Below are 20196 nucleotides of genomic sequence, written 5' to 3'. Positions count from 1 at the left end.
ATCACCCTTCCTTAAATTAAAAATCTGCTTGTTCTCCCCATAAGTATCTAATATCGCCATTATGACCATCGCCCTTAGGTGCATATCCCGCTTCTTGCACCTCCGGAAGATTAACGACATAATCATATGTATCTTGTATCTGTTCTAGCGACTCGTCGAGATCTTCAAAATTTTCGACCTTTGTAATATCATATCCTCCTGTAAGTATTCCCTTATATTCATTATAGACTTCTTGACTAGGTAATCTATAATCATCGTTTGATGATGGATTGTCAGGATTCATTACTTCCAGCATCTTTTCTGTAAATTCAGGAGACCAGTTCTTCGCTAAGCCATGCGCTTCAGTAGTATGCTCTTGTCCATTTGGATTGGTATATGCTACATGCGAATTCTCTTTTAGTTCCGTAAATGATGACAGATACTCAGGCGCAACAAAACCAGTATGTAGAGAACTATATGAGAGTGTTCCATCTTTTTTCGGATCACACGCCTCATCTATATAGCAACAGCCAACAGATCCCGTATATTTAACTTTATAATAATCCGCTTGCTCATTTTGGGCATCTTCCAATCCTGTATATGAAAAATATTTATATGTATCATACAACGCTTCTGACGCTTGAGAATAATATTCTTTTTTAGCATCTCCTGTCATTTTTTCAGTTCCATCAGACGCATACTTATAATCTATATCTATAAGCTTCTTTACTGATTTATCAATATATTCTTTGTATTTATCTCCACTAATACTTTGGTCATGAATAGCTTCGGCAGCATCATATGCATATGATACAACCGCGGTTCCTGCTTCAGGATTTTCAGCTAATAAACCTCCTGCAACTGCACCACCAATCATAAATCCATCTTTTGTAATCTTTCCCAAAAGATTCCTTTGCTCTGCTTCTGCCGCAGTTACAGCGTCCTGAAAATGTTCATCCGCAATAGCATTGGAAACATCTCCAGGTCCACATTTATATTTTACAGTCATTTCATATGTTTTGCGATCTACCTCATCACCAAAACTATATTCTGTAGATTCAACAGTTAACACAAGACCATCATCATATGTTACATTGGTAACAACATTCTCTCTGTCTTTATATATATCATCCACCACTCCATATGCTTCATCATCTAGCCGGCATGACAGAAATGTAAATGTATCATTTATAATCATATTTTTCTTATATTCTCTATATACCGGGCTATAACACTCGCAATCATCCGCTGTAACTGCCGCCAAGTAATTGCTATCTAATGCCACCATACTCGATCCTAAATTTAGTGCGCTCATGATTGCTCTTGGTTTATCACTTCCAAGTGCTGCATTTATCTGATCTTTAAATTCATCAACATTGCCACAAAGGTATTCTTTTCCATTTTCATTTTTTTGTAGCGTTACTGTTCCCATGATGTATTTTGATACTCCGTACCAACACTTTGTTTCACCATCATCGAGCTTGTCGCCATATTTATTATAGGCATCTTTAGCATTACCATTAATCACAGCTTTAAACAGCGCTATTTCAGCTCCATCATTTTTATATACTTTATCTTCCGCGATCATTCCTTCACATACGCATGCAAGCTCTTCTAACGTTAATGAGCTCTTAGTCGTCGCGTTTTTAATTTCCTCGTCTGTAAGCCCCATTTCATGAAGTTCGCTTCTAATTGCTCGCTGTAAAATAATATTTTGATCATTTCCACTGATTTCCGGATATTCGTATGATCTTGAAAAATCGAAAATCTCCCAAATCTTCTAGCAGGATAACATTCTCTTGTAACATCTCACCGGCTTTATTCTCTGCATCTTCCAATCGACCTATGTCTCGCTCTAATCTCGCAATATCTGCGCTTCTATCTTGTGCCATATTTCTCCTTTCCTATTTATAAATAATGTATTGTTTTGACTTTTAATAGTTTATAAATCAAAAATGAACCCTTATCTCATCTCCGCTTTTATTAACGCCTCATAACTATCTATTGGGCAAGCAACCACAATATCTACATATTCCTCTTTGGGGGTCCAAATTATCAGCCCAAAGTTATTAATCTTTCCTTCAACATACTCACTTCCCCAATCAAGCAATGCGCAATATAACGCGTAGAATTCTATTGGTTGTTTATTTACATCTCTGTAGAGAGTATAACTTGTAGGAACACAGCTTCCGGAATCATTTCTACCATATGTTTTATTTTCTGCCTTTAAATAATCAACTAACGATCCCTTCTGTGCTATCTCTTCTGCAATTTTGTCATAATCTTCACTTATTGTCTCAATCGGTACAATTTCACCATCCTTAAACGCCGCAATTCTGCAATCCCTTCCACCTTTTCCATCCTCAAGACATATGCTGTTATCATCATCTAAATAGTCGTTTAGTTTCGAGATAGTCCCATCCCAACCTTCAAAGAGTGATACGGCTTTGCAATTATATTCCTCTGTCTGAAAATAAAAATCCAAATAGCCTATCTTTGACATATCTTCATCCGGTATTTTTTCCGGTCGAAGGCATATTGTATATGAAGCCTTTTCAAAAAAAGGGTTGCTATCCATATATATTGTTTCTGAATCGTCTACTCTATATAAATGTCCTAGCATATAATCATAAATAGAACCGCCATCATCATAAACATCCCTTATAATATTCTGAGCTTTACCTGTTATATCTATTTGAGTTTCCTCGTTAACCGTAACAGTTACATGGTCATTCGAATTGATTCCGGCTTTATTGAGCTTGGCGCACCCGGCCAAAAGCATAAAAGTACACGCCAAAACCAGTAACACTATCTTCTTTCTATATTCAAATTTATTCATCATACGGTTTCTCTCCGCTCCAAATTCTAAATATTTTCAAAGTATCCTGTTGTACCGAATGTCTTGCCGGGCTCACGTCGATATAAGCTTTGTTGATTTCTTCTAAATCATCAAATAATTCATCACAATCTGTGTTTTGATCAATCTTGTATCCTCCCCTAATAATACTATCTAACTCTCACATACTCAGATAGATATTCGATTCGAGTAATAAATTCAAGCTTAAAAGATTCTGATAGTTTTTTTGACAGATATCCTTCAACACTTGTAACATACTCCTCATCAAAGCTCACCAGCAAAATTGATCCCTTATCCAAATCAAATTACTCCTATATCTCCTTTAAATTTTCTTCATCTCATCTTGATGATCCTTAATATAGCTAATTACATTATCCGCTGTGATTTCGCTAACATTAGAACTAAGCCAAGATGTAAAACCATATTTCCATTCGTAATACACAAAATCTCCGTTTTTATCTTGGCCTCCACCACACAATACTGCAATGGTTTCATCGCCATATACCAGAATAACGATCATGTCTTTTATTCCATCGCTATTTATATCGCAAAATGCTATTTCTTTTACTTCTTTGCATTGTAAAGTGTCGCCAATCGGTGGTTCAAGCACAATGTAATTTTTAACTGCATTGTCTTCTATCTCATCAATTTCCGGCCCCCACTCACCGTAATCAGTAATTACACCGCAAGTGATCTTTTCATTTGTATCGTAATCCGTTGCTTCAATAATCTTGTCCGCCTTCTCTTCCCAGAGCTGGCGATTAGAATAGAACTGATATGGATTATCTAAATCATTAGTTGCTAATAACGTTATACGTCTGTTGTATTTGGTAGAATCAACAAACTCTATCACAACTTGCACCAGATTATCTTTTTTAACCCCTTTTATACAAGTTATCTCTTCTTTTGAATACGTTTCATATTTGGATAATTCTTCATTATCTATGTCTTTGGGAGTTTTATATTGCAATACTGTATATCCATAATTTTCTGCTTTATTCATAAACGCTTGCAAGTCATTTAATTCTTCTTCTGAGAGCGCTTCTCCACTCATCAGATCTGCAGCATCATAATCGGATAAAGCCACTTGTTCTACAGAAGAATCTGTTTCTGAAGTATTGTCTTTAGTTGTATCCGTATTACTCACATTAACAGAAGATTCTTCGTTAGATTCTTCTATGGCCGCTTCAATTGTTTTTTCTGTAGCAGTTTCGTTCTCCACCTGTGTAGCACAACCCGATAAAGCAATTACTGTTAACAACGCTACCGCTATAACTTTAATCGTTTTCTTTTTCATCTTCTCTCCTTAAGCGATTTTTATCTAGTCTGCCCTGTATCAGCTTCCGTAACAGCATCAATATTTCCTGATCCCGGAATCTTATCGTCCCTGTTCATTACTATAATGCCTTGCCATTCATTCGTAAATTCCTCCGGTGCCTTATCATATTGGTTTTGCTTTTGGGTTTTGCTGTTTTGATACTTACTACTTGCGGATGTATCTACTCCTCCCTGGTTCAACTGTAGCGCATTATTCTTATCTGTTTTCAAAATCATACTACAGACCTTTAAAAGAGCAGGATATACAGAAAGCTGAACAAATGATTTATAAAAATCATCTGTTTTGTGGATTTTATCCCAAAAATTCGCCATTATGTCCAAACTCTCCGTACCACATGCTTCACCCACTGTCTTATTATCAGCTTTCTTTAGCACCAAAATGCCGGCAGCTCTATTAATGTTTCTAACTAAACTTGTATACTCATTACTTTCGATTTTTAACGCTTCGGTTTGTCCACTACTGCCTGTAATGCCAGCGGTATTATTTGTTACTGTCCCCATACTCTAGCCTTCTTTTTCGCTTTAATTAGTCTTTAATTCAATTTCAATAGGATCTCCTTCGGCTCCATACCCTGATTTATAGTAGACAAGTCCCTTACCCTTGGCCCATCTATATATGCAGTAAAATCCACTTTCAATAAGTGTATTTCTCTTAGTAAAGACACAATCATCACCGTCATGTGTGATTACTATTTCATCTCCCTCTATATTCTGCTGAGTATCTTCATCTGAACATACAACTGTTCCAGAGGATATAAATTCTTCTCCAGGAATGTCCTCACATCCTTCTAACATATATATTGTATTTTCTGTAACGTAAAATGTTCCGAGATCATATCTATCCGTAATTCCCCAATAATATCTTCCTGGAACATCTTCATAATGTATGGCAATATTATATACATCACCATTCTTGTAAGTAGTCAATTTATTAATGCTTACCGGTATAGACTTTGTATCCTCTTCAAAAAAGTTGATAACAGTATATTCATCATCTTTCTTTTCACAAGAGGGGAAATAATCATTTATAGAATCCGAACCACCCTCAACAACTTTTTCGTTCTTCTCTTTATCGGTTTCATCATCCATATCGATACTGGAATCCGATTGATATTCCGAACTATCTTCAACTACTTTGTCACTTGTCAGATCAGTACTCTCTTCATTAAGCTTTTCGGAATCGAATACTGTAGCATTTTCATTTATTACAGCATTTCTTCCGCATCCCATCATGCTTGCACCTATAATTGTTATAGCCACAAGTGCTACTATTTCAGTCTTAATTCTCTTGCTCATACTTTTTCCTTTCAAATACAGTAATTGTTAGTGGTCTCTAGCTATCAGTATCAATTTTCATCTTCCATCAAGGCATTCATAATACAATAAACTCCAACCTGCTTATCTACACAATATTGTTTCATTATTACTCTCTCCTCTTTCCGATATTCACGGACATTTTTCCAAATGGTCTTCTCTATTGACGCTTTTTACTTCATATATTTCAGCATTAGGTGCATATTCTCTGATTGCATCTAATACTCCGTCCTTGTCATATCCCGGTTCCCAAAAATCAATTATCACTTGCTCAAGATTGTTGAATTCCTTCAAAAAAGCGTATGCCTCTCCTTTAGGCGTATATGACTCGTTGTATGACTGAAGGATTACAATTGGTACATCTATATGTATGTCTGCATTTTCCTTATTCTCAGTATGATCTCCATCTACACTGATACACATATACAGAAGCTTCGCAGAATCTTCTCTCCCCAATTCACTGATATAGCCTAATCCATTCGAACCGTTTCTTATATTTGAAAAAAAGGACGGTGAATATTCACTTGCGTGTTTATTGGTAAATGTCACATTGAAATCATTTGGAAAATAATCCGGATTCTCTTCTACAAATTTATTGTGTGCATTAACAACATCGCACAACTCTTTATATCCGGTCACTCCGTTGTCATACTCAAGCTCAAGTCTTATACCTGTACTTTTAGCCTCATACTCTCTCACCTTTAGATTCTTGTGAGAAAAAAGACCTATCTCATCAGCCCACTCTTCGTGCTCTAAATTAATATCATATTCACTTACATAAAACCTCGGCCCACAGGAAGTTAAAGAAAATATAATCATAATTAAAACACTTATAACTACTTGTTTTCTTATATTATTCATGCGCATACCGCCTTAGAGCCATTCACAATTAATATTTGATATCTTCAATATATAAAAATGAACATCCTTTAAAAATCCTACTAGTTAAGTGATAGTAACCTGACTTATTATCTGGCATGATACTACTATGTATTAGCATATAATGATGAAAAATATAAACAATCAATGTTCCTATTATTGAGTTTTTATCTTCTGATTTTCATTCAACCATACTCCGGCATAACCATTACTATAGTCTGTTGCTTTTTCAAACTGCGGCTCTAAAAGCCATGTTCCATCTGTTTTTATATAACCATATAAACCATTGTCATCCTGAATCAATGCTATGCCATCCTCTGAGAACGAATTGGGCTGCCGGCTAAATTTTTTCTCAAATATATAATTACCTGTTTCATCAATAAATCCCCATTTTCCGCCTTTGCAAACTACACAATATCCATTTACAAAACCATATGGAACAGCTCCAAATTGAAAATCTATAACCTGTTCTCCTTTTTCGTTTATAAACCCCCATATAAAGGCTTTATCCACTTTTTTTGAAACCGCGGCTAGATTGTTGTCTGAAAAAGGATGTTTCACGTAACCGTCATTCTCAATAACAAACTCGAAGTCATCATTAACATAGCCAGCCCTTTTGGAATCACTTTCGCAGACAATAGCCAAACCATTATCGCTAAACGGATATGCATTCGAATACTTTTTCGAAACCTCATTACCATTTTCGTCAATAAATACAAAAGTACCGTCCATGTTTTCTACTAATGCATAACCATTTTTGCCAAAATCTTCTGCACTTTTATATTGGGGTTCTATCATAAATTCTCCGTTTTTATTAATATATCCCCAAACCTCAACAGCTGCGTGATCATTATCCATTTTTCGGTAAACAGGGACTGCTGCTAATTCATTAGATGAAAATGCCCTGGGATTACTATCAATTATATTCTTACATGGACTATAATTATCCGAATACTTAATTTCTATAACTAAATTAAAATCTTTGTCATAGTATCCTTTGCATGTTTTAAAAAGACCATCTTCTTCAAAATTCGTAGCTGTTGTATCATCATCCGGTCGCTTCACGAACTTCCCTTCTTTATCCATTATCCATATATCTACTCCGCCATCTCCTATAGCATATCCTTCTTTAGAAAATTTTCCGGGCAAAGTGTCTACCGGAGCTTTATTAATGATATTAAAATTCTCATCGATATAGTAATAACCTTCCGCTACATTAGATCTACTTACAAAAGCCAAGTCACCTGCCAAAAAAGCTGCTATAAATATAAACGCCAAGATTACTATAATCTTTTTGGTTTTTATTGACATAGATCACTCCATTCTTTTTCAATATCTATTGTCGGTTCGTTATCATTCTTTATGGCATTGTTTGCATCCTCAATTATTAACATATCTTTGTTAAATTGCTCATAATCCTCTAGCCCAAAAAGGGATAACTTATCGTTATTATTATTTGTACCGGTAAGATACAGCCTTATTCTTTCAAGCGCTGCTTCTCCATATTCATCATGATTATCCCCAATATACTGTATAATTTCCTCTGCTCTTTCTAGAGCCCTAGCTCTTGTTCTTAGTCTTGCAAGCTGCTGATCTTCCGGATTATTTAAATCCAAATCGTTATCGCAACCTTCATAAGTTCCAAAATGCAATGTCAAAGCTAATCCCTGCGCTTGCCAAGCACGTACATTAGCCACACACATCGGTGATATTATTGATGAATTAAAGTTTACATCGTAACTGCTGCCATCAGTGCTATAATATGCACCTGTTCCAAACCATATCGCCTTGTATTTTAATTGCTCCTCAGTTAATCTACTATTATAAGCTGCAGAATCGTTATATATTTTTAATACATCAGCCAGCACATTTATTACTGTTGATCCCATATTACTTGCTGTATCAATAGATCCCGCCGATGCACCGTTCTGTTTTGCGATTTTTAATGCATTTGTGTATGCCCCATTTAATGAAATCTTGCGCTGTGTGTCAGTTGAATCTATTCCCAAATCTATTAGCATAGCCAAAATCAACGCCTCCGGGCCAAAGAAGGCTGCTGCTCCGGTTATACAATCTTTTGCTAAGGTTTTTAAATCACTCTTGACCTTCTCATCTAATAACTCTGTAATTTTATGTGCTTCATATACCTCTAATTTCCCGATTACGCCATTGGGATTACTATCAACATTGCTAAATGTATATGTCTGAGAAGATTCTCCAACCCCTCCCGTCATACTCACATTTACATCTTGAAATACTGTCTGTGAAATGCCATCTATATGTACATGTGTATCGCTATTTTCATTATCTTTTTGCGTCACAAACCAATACAAATTTGTCAATGTCAGTTCTCTTCTATATTCACCGTAAAGCGCCTTCAAATTCGAGTTTCTGTTATCACAGCATGCAATTGTAATTGCAGAGCTTGCTGCTCTAAGCTCTGATGCATTATAAAGATATTCCAGATATTTAGATTCTCCACTTATTGCACTATTTAAAATATTTAAGAATTCACCTTCTCTAGCGTTCCCTGATCTATATATTCCATCTACATCGGTTTGATAGAAATATAAATGGTAATCAGCTAATCCCATTTGTGCCGAGAATGATAAATCGTTCTTATAACTAAACGCATCATTGTAGTTGTTATCATTAATGAGTTTTTCGAAGAAATTCATATCATCTTGCGTTTGCACAGATGTCAAAATTCTTGCCAGTTCTCCTATATTTACACCATTCCCAAAACCGGAATCCTTTGCGCGCTCGCTTTTAATATAATTTGTAGCACTCTCATTTGATACAACGCAAATAGTCTCGTGGTATTCATGTGTTTTTTCAACCCCATCCAAATCTACATACATTGATAACGCTATTCCCGCTCTATCTTTTTTTATATCAAAAGACAATGCGTTCATAGCGAATTCAGTGCCAAGTCCGTTTTCTGGTCCACATAGTGAAAAACGTTCCATGTTTACTATAGCCAACACCGCTAATGAATCCGGATCTAATCTATCAATTATTTTTTTTGCCAACTTCTCATTAAATTTATATATGTATCCCGCGGTAGCTTCCTCAGGAGTCTCCGCCACTACCAAAACCTTTAGCAACCGCTCAGCCGTTTCATAATCAATCGCTTTAGCTGTTCCGACCTCAATTCTGCCAAAGTATGTTTCCCAAAGCTCAGCCAAGGCATCCAACTCTTCTTTTGTGGGTTGATAACCGTTTCTAATCCTTTCAGCAAGTTCTTCAAATCCATATTTTCCGGTTGTTGGATCTTTAAGCAATAACTCCTGAGCTTTTGACAAGCTTGTTATTGTCTGTCCACTTGATGACGTGGTTCTTGTAGAGTTTTCGGTGCTCGTAACCTTCCTAACATTATTGGTTTTTGTCTTTGTCTTATTATTAGTGTTATTCGATTCATCCAGCGCTTTTGAGCTGCCTACCATACTCACAGTCATAAACTTAGGATTTGCCCCCTTTGTAGGAGCAGTGCCCTTTTTATTTGCAAATTTGCTGCCAAAGAAGGATGATCCAAATAGAGTTGTATATCCTGCTCCTTGGAAGAAGTTATTCATCGCCGCCGAAACATTTACTCCCTTACCTGAACCCTGGCCTTGCATATACTCTCTGAATGTTGACCAGATATCTTTGATTTGATCATTCATTCCCGCAGCTGCCGTGCTTGTATTTAAAAGACCGGGTACTCCTGTCGCATCCGGAAGATTGATATCATATACTTTTCCTTGAATTGCATGGGCTACCTGTTGCACGCGACCTGGAATATATCTTGTTCCCGCCACTTTATCTATCATATAGTTGACACTTCCCTGTTGGAAAGCCTCATAGTTAGCCTTGGCGTTCTTTCCAAGATCGGAGAAATCACCCTTTTCTATATAACTCTGCATGGCTCCGCCCACTCCGAAAGTAAGCGCTGCTCCCTGGGGAGTTATAGTATATGCTGTCGGATCTTCTTCCGATCTCTTGGCATTTTTTGTAACTATCTTCTTATAAGGTCCATATGTAGGGGATTTGATGATGGCTTTGGGCAACGGCCCCTTCTTTCCTTCCATCTTGTCAAAAGAGCATAAGAAATTACCGTCAATCGGACTGGCTTCAACCGCGACGGCATCTATCTCTGCTCTGTTATCGAAATACTTATTTACGTTATCACAGAAGTAATCCAGCTTCTTATTAAGGATCTTTACTTCTTTTATCTTTGAATCGCCGACCCCTTCAGTTTCTATCTTCTCCGGGTTCGGATCGTTGTAGATGTAACTGCCTATGATATTCTTTGTTGCCTGTATCCTCTTATTAAGATCGGCAACTTCCATTCTTGTATCTTTTGCTCTGAGGGCAGAGTTTACCGTGGCATCAAACTCAAGGAGCTTGTCCTGGCACTCCTTAAAGAATCCTTTTCCGGGATCGTATCCACCGCAGATATCCTCAAAGGACTCAAGCGCTCTCCGGCTTTCGGGCTGAGGAAATCCTCCGTCGATCTCTCCTCCGAACTCTCTGTTTAGATCGTCTACTATCTGATGGGTCTCTCTTGCTATCTCATCAAATCTTTTATGAAATGCCTTGAAATCCGTATTGATCTTCTCAAGTGTGTTTATCTCTAATCTTGCATTGGGAGAGGGGTCAACGATTGATTCAAATGAATTCATGATAAATCTCTGATCATTTATCATCTGAGCATAGGTATCAGTGTTATCGTTGAGCATCTTTCCGCCGCCGTACTTAACAAATCTCTTGAGGTAGTTTGGCATTTCTCCGTCAAACTGCTCGTTAGCTTCGAAATCGTCGTTGGACAATCTGACTCCGTCTGCCTTCATATCAAAGTTTTCTTTTTCAAACTTCAACGCATCGTAATAATCCATTGACAGTTTGGCATCGTAAAATTTTCCGTCGTTGAATCCCATCTTTTATTCTCCCTGTTATAAGCGTTTTTATTTGTTTTTACCATATTGTTTCTGGATGATTTGGTAAAGAAAAACCTGTCGCTTCTTTCACAAGCATATTTGTGTTCCATCCAAATACAAGTCTTGGATTGCAGGCAAAATATGTAATCAGCAATGCGACAGAAATAATTAACACAATCGAAATCACCCAAAATAGTATCTGCGGTATTGATACTCCGGATACCTTTTGATTAAGTACGACCGTTTTAATGATCGATAGAATTGCCAGTAATGATAATATACCGGTTATTATCAAATAAATAATCACGCGCTTGTCAAGTGTATATTTGCACTTTATACCCAATTCCTTCTTGACATATTCACAATCATAGCAATATCCTTTCTCATTACGTCCAAGAGCCTTTCCAAAAATCTCAGTGGAATCTTTTAATTCATAGGTACACAGATAATCATTTCTGCCATTATGATTACCAATTAACACATAATCAAACTTTCCTTTTTCAAAAGATATATTTTTTACCTCATCTCCACACCATATTCCATAATAAACATCTCCGATGTCTCCCGCTTCACTTACGCCTTGAGGGATAAAATGTCCATAGCCTCCGTTTGTACACATAAGCTCAAATATAAGTTCTTCATCATACCAGTCAGCATCACAACCAGTCTTACAGTCTAATGACAACGAGAATGATCCATCTACTACTTTATATAGTTCTTTGGAATCAGTTTTGTAACAATAACATATCAGCCTATCATCAGCCAATTCCCAACCTTCAGAAACCAGTATGTATATGTCCCCATTGGATTCATATTCCTTAAGTGGCTCATAACCGATTTTTTCTTTAGCATCTTCTAAGGATTCATATTTGTCTATAAGCTTAAACTTACTCGAATCATCAGCCTTGTCGGAATCCGATAACGGTAAGTATTGCTCACTTCGACCATACAATTTGTAATTTTTAGAAGGTGTATAAAAACTAATTAATATACCGCCGGCTAAGCAAATTATTAGAAATAGTAAGCCAAGATAAAATAAGTTAATAAATTTCATTTATATATCCCTTATCATCATGAACAATGATACTGCTAAAATAGACTACTTAATGTACGTTTGGAAGATTCCAGCCCGTAAATTTAGCTATATATTTATCTATTCCCTCTATACCAAAAAACAATCTTGGATTTGATAAATAATACGATATTAATGTTGATACCATAATGCATAAAAATACTGATAAAAACCACATAACCACTCTTGCGGCAAAATGTCCCCCTTCGCTGTTTAATGAATATGTTTTATAAACAGAAAGAATTAACAACACTGATAAAATAAGTGTTATTCCCCAATAAATAATCATTCTTCTATCAACTAATAGTTTACATTTTATCCCTAGTAGTTTCTTTACATCCCCTAAATCACATTTGTAATGAGTAGAAGAATTTTCTACAGGTTTTGCTACCGAGTTTAACAAATCCTTAGAATTCTCCAATTCATATGTCCAGAAATAAGCTGAATCGATATCACATTCAAGTGGAATATAGCTAAATATTCCTTTTTTGATTTTGATTGTTTTTATTTCATCACCAATCCATACTCCGTAAAAAATATCTCCATGCTCGTTCGTTCCCGGAATATACTTGTAATTATCAAGACAGTCCCATGTAATATTTTGTGCAAAAGCGTAATCATACCAAAAGCCATCATATCGGGCGTTTTTTATGTCTATCCAACTATGCAAATCTTTAAATTGATATAATTCTCCAGATTTACTGTTATATCTATAACTTATAATCGAAAGGTCAGACTCATTTACTCCGATCCTACTAAAAAAGATAGTATCGTCCCAATCATATCTTTGTAACGGCTCTATGTTAAGATCAGCTATGGCATCCTCAACAGAAGAATACTTGCCAATTAAAAGCTCTTCTTGACGATCCTTATCTTCATCTTCCAGATAAATAGATGTGGTTTTATAATAGTTATTGCATATATTTTTTCCATACCCTCCATATCCATTTGCAAAAAAACAAATAACCGTTAATACTAACATCGCTACAAATACTACATTATTGCTCTTCACTGTTAACTACCCCCTTACCAAGCCTCATAAATATTTGAATCGGGACCATGTACCGAAATTGTATGCATACATGCATCCTGTAACTCAAATGGTATATCTGTTATGCTTCGATAAGTTGCATCCTCATCATTGTTATAGCCATGTATCATAAGATTGAGAGCCTCTTCGATATTATCTTTAGTATAACCTGTATCTTGTTCAATCTTATCGTATGCATCTGTCGGCCTGGCTTTACTATCATCATCCAAATGGTCAAATGCATGTTCTTCGTCGCATAAGTCCACTCCTATCGTCTTCAATACAGAATTATTTATCTCTCCATCAGTTACTAATGAATTATATATCTTATCATTAGTTTTTTCATCGCCTCCAACTATTTCAACAACACCATTTTCATTCCATCTTTGAACCCTTCTAATAGAATCATAATCATATAGTCCAACTGTATGGGAACCCGTGTTAAAACAATAGAATGAATTTAATTTTTCGACTTCATTGCACTGCTCTTTGGCTTTTTCATACTCTTGTATAATATCATTATATTTTGAATACGCCCCCATCAAAGTAGTTCCTGCAGAAACTCCTCCGTTTAAATGCTTATACTTTTCTCCCTTAAACACTTTTCCCATTCCATCTTTAACAAGCGTTGCTGCATGGATTGACACATCCTTTTGGGTAGATATATCTTTTACAATATAAAGGCTATCTTTTAAAAAAGGATTGATATTTCCTGTTAAATCTATCACTGTATCGACTACGAGGTTAGCCTTTTTTCGCTCCATTTCATTTTTCAAATCCTGCTGTATTGCCTCTTGCTGATCCTTAAAAGCAAGCCCGTCAGATGAAAGATTTACATCAATTTTAAATTCCTGCTTCTCTTTATCTCTCCAAAAAGCAAAGCCCGATTCCTTATCACAATTCATCCAAAAGGTTAAATGACCATCTTGCTCAGAATATGAGATGTCTTTGACATCTACATTGGAATAAGTAGCATCACCTTGTAAAAGATTAGCATCATCAATATATCTTTCATACAGCTGGCTAAGCGCTCCAAAATTGGCATTTGCTGCATTTAATGCAGCTTTTAGTTCCTGGTCATTATCGCCTCCAATTTCATCGTCTACAACATTAATTGCGCAGTTATCCACATATGTTCCCGTGCCTGTAGTGATATCAAACAAAATATTATGATTACTTCCCTTGATACTACTATCAGATACTGCTTCAAGAAAGTTTTCATAATCAACATAGTCACTTTGAGCGCCCCTCTCCAAAATAGTCGAGCTCATTTGGCCCAATGCCACGCTAAAAGTGTCGCTTATTCCTTCTTTATAATACCCTTGGCCCCCGTGGTCTTCCATATACTCAATATCAAACGCATTATCTCCATCGATCATAAATTTAGAATCTGATATTACGAGATTTCTCATGATGTTAAGATCATTTGGAGTGTTAACCGACTGAAACATTCCTGCAAGCTCATCATCACTCATTAAATGATTACTATAATTACTTATTCCCTCTCTCTGACTACTAATATATTCTTTAGCATGCTCTTTTCCTGTGGCAAGAAATTGATTAATATTTTCAGGGTTCGCACTTTTACAATCTCGAACCTGCACTCCGACAAATCCACTTTCGTCATAATACAAATTAACGTCTACATCTTTATTTATATCACTTTGATTATTTACATGATACGCATTTTGATCGCTCAATAGTTTTGTAGAAATATTGTACGCCAGCGAATCCGATGCACCTAAACTATCCATCCCCAACCTGAAATTATTAACAAGCGGATTATCTATAGTTGCATCACTAAATAAATCATCTTCATTCTTTTCTTTAACTGTATAAAAATTAGATATTATGTTTTCGCATACCCCTTGATATGTTCCGGTTCCATCCTTTCCTTGCTCTGCCATATATCCTGACCAAGTAAATAAAACAGTCAATGCAACAAAATCTTTACACTCTTGCTCCTTGGATTCATCTGTGTATAACTGTTTCCATTCTTTATCTGACATGTTTTGGTACTTTTTAAGTACTGTTACAAAGGCCGGATCCCCGGCCTCATATTGCTCGATCCATTCGTCAACTTGTGCCATGGTTTCTTCGTCTATATTATATGTAGTCATAAACTCTTCACGAATCTGCATATATATCATACGCTTCATTAATTTAGCACTGGCCACAGTTGTAACACTAATTGCGTCTGATATTCCTTTCGCTATTATTGCTTTTACAGCCGGAAGGACGTTTACCTGTGTATAATTAGACATAGAACAAGAAAGAGATGCCGCCAATATCTGATCTGTCTGATTTATCGAGTTTTGTATATTGCTACACATTTTATAAATATCATCAGCTAAAAAAACCTGTAGCTTATCACTTGAATCTGCTATTTCATGCCAGCACTGGGCCGCATAAAGCATGCTTTCCGTACCGCATACTTCCCCTTCCATGTCAAAAGGAGATTTGTTGAATATCAGCTGACTGGCACTCTGCTGCAATCCCATTTTCTTTTGATTAAATATAGGATTGTTCATTATAAATGAATTACCAGTCATTGTTGAAAAACTTCCTGATGAAGACTTATGTTTTGCCATTATTAATCCCCGCTTTCTTTTTTTACTCTTTCTTTTTTATTTTGCTGCTTCCTTGACAGCCGCAACTCCATCACGATAATCGTATACGTTTTCATATTGGGCGGCTATCTGCCATTCTCCCTTTGTATTTATGAATCCATAAAATCCATTATCACCTTTTAAAGCTGCAAGACCATCTTCTGAAAAAAGGCCCAAATTCTTGAATTTGGGCTCGATTATAATCTCACCTTTAGTATCGATAGCTCCATCCAACCCATCAATGGTTGCTATCGCATATCCATTATAAAAAGGATATGCTATGTCATAATCATAATCTGTTATTAATTCTCCGTTCTTATCCATATACGCTTCTTTACCAGATTCATTCTTTATAGAAGCAAACCCTTCATGAAAATATCCGCCTTCTTTTTCAAGAACTACGGTTCCTTCTGTATCCACATATTCTCTTTTTTCTCCCAATGCAACTTGTGCAAGGCCATCTGAAAACTCATCTGCATAATCATATATTGGTGGAATCGCATATTCACCTTTTGCATCTATAAATCCATATTTTCCTTCTTCTGTGACTACGCAGGCAAGGCCATCTTTTCCAATCGGATCGGCCCTCTTAAACTGTGGTTCCAAAATTACCTCGTCCTGCATATTTATATAACCATATCTGCGATCATCCTCAGAGACATTTTCATCTCTATAATAAAAAGGTACTACTCCAAAATAATTGGTACCATCTTCTATTCCTTTATCCTTAGGCGCCTTATATATAGTCTTCCCTTTAGCATCTATAATTATGTATCGGCCCTTGTCCTGAATCAGATTGTGTAAATCGTCTATTTCTATTCTTTTTGAATCACCTTTAAATATTGTTTTTCCTTCATTATCAACTATGAAAAAAGTCTCTTTATAGAACGGAATTTTCGTACTGAATCTGTTCCTTTTGGTAAAAACAAAAAAATGCTTATCTTCTATTTCGATTACTCCTTTGCAATCCTCATAACCGATATTTGAAACTCGGTTGCCGGTAGCATCAATGAGATACCAACTCCCTCGTTTATAACCATTCATGTATATCAACCATAAAAAAACTCCAAAAGCTATGATTGCTAGAATTACTATTCCTTTTCGTTTCATCATCTGCCTCCAAACTGCTGTATTCTAGAATCCCATAAAGCATGTACCGATCCGAAGCATCCTCCATCACCTGTATCTTGGTAAACCTCGTCCAAAAAGTTGATACAAGCATTAAAGTCAGCGTAATCAACACTTCTTAAATCTAGATCCTCTCCTCCATATACTAGCTTTTTTGCAAGCTCAATTTGGTCTTGATCCAAATTACTATTATCTATTCTTGTCTTAAACTTTTCATCAAATGAATTAACTACACTGTCAGGGTCCTTTATCACATCTGAATTTGCTATCAAGGAATTTATTCCACCTGCTTCCCATTCTTTCATAAGCTGATAAGCATCCGGCCTAATAGGATTAGATGTTACACTAGTAAAATCAGTCTCGTGTTTAGCAGCAAATATACCTCCATAAGTATCATAATCATAACTATACCGATATCCAAACCAATCTGTCCTTATTCCCTGCTTCCCGCCTTCTATCTCATCACTAATCTTGTTGTACTCTTTAAAATAATCGTAAAAATCACCGGCAACAGAAATACCGCCTATAATTCCGCTGTTTATCTTTTTGTCACTTGTGGTCTTCAATATTTCATTAACGCAACGTGTCGCATCGTCAAGTGTGTCAGATTCATTTCCAGCTGTAATATCACAAATAAGCCTTACAGAATATCCCAACAACGGATGTATCGCATATGATGTATCTTTAAGCACATCAGTTACCAGCTTATTCACCAGTTTATCTCTCTTCTTTATAAGTTCATTTAATTCTATTCCCGCCTCTTTATCATTTATGGAACCTGCATCTATATGCTGAGTAACGCTTACTCTATATTTTTCAGTTTCTTTCTTTGAATTGACTCTTTCATAAGTTAAACAATTATCTATTTCTAATTTTCCGGTTGAAAAACTGATGATATCAACGCTTGCTTCTGGCTCACCTCCTGTAGCTAACGAAGTCTCCTTTAAAGCTACGCTCTCTGTTGCGTAGAAATTAGTAATGGTCATCCTCTTTTCGGCTTCCAGGCACATCCTTTTATATGTTTCTTCGCCAACTTTTTCAATATCTGTAAGAAGTACGCTATCATTATACGCAACTGCAAGGATAGATGAATTGATATACATCTGTTTAAATATATCAACTGAATAGTTTTTAAATGGCCCTTGCGCGTTAAGAATACCTGACATGAATGCTGCAAATTTCTCTTGAGATTGTGCAGTAATGTCTCCGTTGTTATCTATTTTAGGAATATTGAAACTATATAAGGATAAAGCACTCATAAGATTATAATCATTTATCAATGCCTCTGGATTATCTAATTGACTTAGGTAACTAAATGCTTCCTCATACTTCTGTTCCAAAACCAAGTTAAGAAAGATTGAAGCTTCCTCAGTATCAAAACTTTTACAAAGCTCCAATAATTTGTCCGGAGATATGCCATTTTTGAGCGCCTCTAATATTGCCGCATCGCTAAAACCATATTGGTGTAAATCGTAATACAATGGCTTTTCATCATCTTTTATTCCTGACACATTAGACTGATTACCTGATACTTTTTCATCGTATTCTTTCTGAGGGGTTGTTTTGACTCCTTTGCTGCCTACCATGCTAACCGTCATGGACTTAGAATTTGCCCCCTTTGTTGAAGCAGTGCCCTGTTTATTTGCAAATTTGCTGCCAAAGAATGATGATCCAAATAGAGTTGTATATCCTGCTCCTTGGAAGAAGTTATTCATCGCCGCCGAAACATTTACTCCCTTACCTGAACCCTGGCCTTGCATATACTCTCTGAATGTTGACCAGATATCTTTGATTTGATCATTCATTCCCGCAGCTGTCGTGCTTGTATTTAAAAGACCGGGTACTCCTGTCGCATCCGGAAGATTGATATCATATACTTTTCCTTGAATTGCATGGGCTACCTGTTGCACGCGACCTGGAATATATCTTGTTCCCGCCACTTTATCTATCATATAGTTGACACTTCCCTGTTGGAAAGCCTCATAGTTAGCCTTGGCGTTCTTTCCAAGATCGGAGAAATCACCCTTTTCTATATAACTCTGCATGGCTCCGCCCACTCCGAAAGTAAGCGCTGCTCCCTGGGGAGTTATAGTATATGCTGTCGGATCTTCTTCCGATCTCTTGGCAATTTTTGTAACTATCTTCTTATAAGGTCCATATGTAGGGGATTTGATGATGGCTTTGGGCAACGGCCCCTTCTTTCCTTCCATCTTGTCAAAAGAGCATAAGAAATTACCGTCAATCGGACTGGCTTCAACCGCGACGGCATCTATCTCTGCTCTGTTATCGAAATACTTATTTACGTTATCACAGAAGTAATCCAGCTTCTTATTAAGGATCTTTACTTCTTTTATCTTTGAATCGCCGACCCCTTCAGTTTCTATCTTCTCCGGGTTCGGATCGTTGTAGATGTAACTGCCTATGATATTCTTTGTTGCCTGTATCCTCTTATTAAGATCGGCAACTTCCATTCTTGTATCTTTTGCTCTGAGGGCAGAGTTTACCGTGGCATCAAACTCAAGGAGCTTGTCCTGGCACTCCTTAAAGAATCCTTTTCCGGGATCGTATCCACCGCAGATATCCTCAAAGGACGCAAGCGCTCTCCGGCTTTCGGGCTGAGGAAATCCTCCGTCGATCTCTCCTCCGAACTCTCTGTTTAGATCGTCTACTATCTGATGGGTCTCTCTTGCTATCTCATCAAATCTTTTATGAAATGCCTTGAAATCCGTATTGATCTTCTCAAGTGTGTTTATCTCTAATCTTGCATTGGGAGAGGGGTCAACGATGGATTCAAAAGAATTCATGATAAACCTCTGATCATTTATCATCTGAGCATAGGTATCAGTGTTATCGTTGAGCATCTTTCCGCCGCCGTACTTAACAAATCTCTTGAGGTAGTTTGGCATTTCTCCGTCAAACTGCTCGTTAGCTTCGAAATCGTCGTTGGACAATCTGACTCCGTCTGCCTTCATATCAAAGTTTTCTTTTTCAAACTTCAACGCATCGTAATAATCCATTGACAGTTTGGCATCGTAAAATTTTCCGTCGTTGAATCCCATCTTTTATTCTCC

At 36.6% G+C, this 20196-nt stretch carries 14 protein-coding genes; all 14 read right to left on the bottom strand.

Annotation, left to right across the window (positions count from 1 at the left end; all coding sequences use genetic code 11):
- Nucleotides 1–16: 16 nt before the first annotated feature.
- Nucleotides 17–1651, bottom strand: a complete 1635-nt coding sequence (locus D6853_RS10285; protein ID WP_120657933.1) for a hypothetical protein — start codon at nucleotides 1649–1651, stop codon at nucleotides 17–19.
- Nucleotides 1652–1697: 46 nt separating this feature from the next.
- Entirely contained in the window at nucleotides 1698–1871 is a 174-nt protein-coding gene (locus tag D6853_RS15315; RefSeq protein WP_158588730.1) for a hypothetical protein, read from the bottom strand.
- A gap of 71 nt (nucleotides 1872–1942) precedes the next feature.
- Nucleotides 1943–2821, bottom strand: a complete 879-nt coding sequence (locus D6853_RS10280; protein WP_120657932.1) for a hypothetical protein — start codon at nucleotides 2819–2821, stop codon at nucleotides 1943–1945.
- Nucleotides 2822–3158: 337 nt separating this feature from the next.
- Complete coding sequence (locus D6853_RS10275) at nucleotides 3159–4133, bottom strand: hypothetical protein (RefSeq protein ID WP_120657931.1); 975 nt, start codon at nucleotides 4131–4133, stop codon at nucleotides 3159–3161.
- 20 nt (nucleotides 4134–4153) lie between these two features.
- Nucleotides 4154–4675 carry a hypothetical protein gene (locus D6853_RS10270; protein ID WP_120657930.1) on the bottom strand — a complete coding sequence of 174 codons (522 nt, stop codon included), beginning with the start codon at nucleotides 4673–4675 and terminating at the stop codon, nucleotides 4154–4156.
- Between the two features lie 21 nt (nucleotides 4676–4696).
- Nucleotides 4697–5470, bottom strand: coding sequence for a hypothetical protein (locus D6853_RS10265; RefSeq protein ID WP_120657929.1), 774 nt, complete (start codon nucleotides 5468–5470; stop codon nucleotides 4697–4699).
- Nucleotides 5471–5620: 150 nt separating this feature from the next.
- The gene (locus D6853_RS10260; protein WP_120657928.1) at nucleotides 5621–6349 is read right to left on the bottom strand and encodes a hypothetical protein; all 729 of its coding nucleotides are present in this window, start codon (nucleotides 6347–6349) and stop codon (nucleotides 5621–5623) included.
- Between the two features lie 174 nt (nucleotides 6350–6523).
- Nucleotides 6524–7678, bottom strand: coding sequence for a WG repeat-containing protein (locus D6853_RS10255; RefSeq protein WP_120657927.1), 1155 nt, complete (start codon nucleotides 7676–7678; stop codon nucleotides 6524–6526).
- Complete coding sequence (locus D6853_RS10250) at nucleotides 7669–11286, bottom strand: hypothetical protein (protein WP_120657926.1); 3618 nt, start codon at nucleotides 11284–11286, stop codon at nucleotides 7669–7671. Before D6853_RS10250 ends, D6853_RS10255 begins: the two co-directional genes overlap by 10 nt.
- Before the next feature lie 37 nt (nucleotides 11287–11323).
- Entirely contained in the window at nucleotides 11324–12340 is a 1017-nt protein-coding gene (locus tag D6853_RS10245) for a hypothetical protein (protein ID WP_120657925.1), read from the bottom strand.
- 49 nt (nucleotides 12341–12389) lie between these two features.
- Nucleotides 12390–13370, bottom strand: coding sequence for a hypothetical protein (locus D6853_RS10240; RefSeq protein WP_120657924.1), 981 nt, complete (start codon nucleotides 13368–13370; stop codon nucleotides 12390–12392).
- A gap of 14 nt (nucleotides 13371–13384) precedes the next feature.
- Nucleotides 13385–15979 (bottom strand): hypothetical protein, encoded by a 2595-nt coding sequence (locus D6853_RS10235; RefSeq protein ID WP_147367744.1) that lies wholly within the window; start codon nucleotides 15977–15979, stop codon nucleotides 13385–13387.
- Between the two features lie 36 nt (nucleotides 15980–16015).
- Complete coding sequence (locus tag D6853_RS10230) at nucleotides 16016–17107, bottom strand: WG repeat-containing protein (RefSeq protein WP_158588729.1); 1092 nt, start codon at nucleotides 17105–17107, stop codon at nucleotides 16016–16018.
- Complete coding sequence (locus D6853_RS10225) at nucleotides 17107–20184, bottom strand: hypothetical protein (RefSeq protein WP_120657921.1); 3078 nt, start codon at nucleotides 20182–20184, stop codon at nucleotides 17107–17109. Before D6853_RS10225 ends, D6853_RS10230 begins: the two co-directional genes overlap by 1 nt.
- Nucleotides 20185–20196 lie beyond the last annotated feature (12 nt).

This window comes from Butyrivibrio sp. X503 (assembly GCF_003625475.1).
Taxonomy (GTDB): domain Bacteria; phylum Bacillota; class Clostridia; order Lachnospirales; family Lachnospiraceae; genus Butyrivibrio.
This window is presented reverse-complemented; position numbering and strand designations above follow the sequence as displayed.

Coding starts and splice junctions, on each gene's coding strand:
- D6853_RS10285 (WP_120657933.1), bottom strand. CDS start 1,651: ATGGGGCTTACAGACGAGGAAATTAAAAACGCGACGACTAAGAGCTCA.
- D6853_RS15315 (WP_158588730.1), bottom strand. CDS start 1,871: ATGGCACAAGATAGAAGCGCAGATATTGCGAGATTAGAGCGAGACATA.
- D6853_RS10280 (WP_120657932.1), bottom strand. CDS start 2,821: ATGATGAATAAATTTGAATATAGAAAGAAGATAGTGTTACTGGTTTTG.
- D6853_RS10275 (WP_120657931.1), bottom strand. CDS start 4,133: ATGAAAAAGAAAACGATTAAAGTTATAGCGGTAGCGTTGTTAACAGTA.
- D6853_RS10270 (WP_120657930.1), bottom strand. CDS start 4,675: ATGGGGACAGTAACAAATAATACCGCTGGCATTACAGGCAGTAGTGGA.
- D6853_RS10265 (WP_120657929.1), bottom strand. CDS start 5,470: ATGAGCAAGAGAATTAAGACTGAAATAGTAGCACTTGTGGCTATAACA.
- D6853_RS10260 (WP_120657928.1), bottom strand. CDS start 6,349: ATGAATAATATAAGAAAACAAGTAGTTATAAGTGTTTTAATTATGATT.
- D6853_RS10255 (WP_120657927.1), bottom strand. CDS start 7,678: ATGTCAATAAAAACCAAAAAGATTATAGTAATCTTGGCGTTTATATTT.
- D6853_RS10250 (WP_120657926.1), bottom strand. CDS start 11,286: ATGGGATTCAACGACGGAAAATTTTACGATGCCAAACTGTCAATGGAT.
- D6853_RS10245 (WP_120657925.1), bottom strand. CDS start 12,340: ATGAAATTTATTAACTTATTTTATCTTGGCTTACTATTTCTAATAATT.
- D6853_RS10235 (WP_147367744.1), bottom strand. CDS start 15,979: ATGGCAAAACATAAGTCTTCATCAGGAAGTTTTTCAACAATGACTGGT.
- D6853_RS10230 (WP_158588729.1), bottom strand. CDS start 17,107: ATGAAACGAAAAGGAATAGTAATTCTAGCAATCATAGCTTTTGGAGTT.
- D6853_RS10225 (WP_120657921.1), bottom strand. CDS start 20,184: ATGGGATTCAACGACGGAAAATTTTACGATGCCAAACTGTCAATGGAT.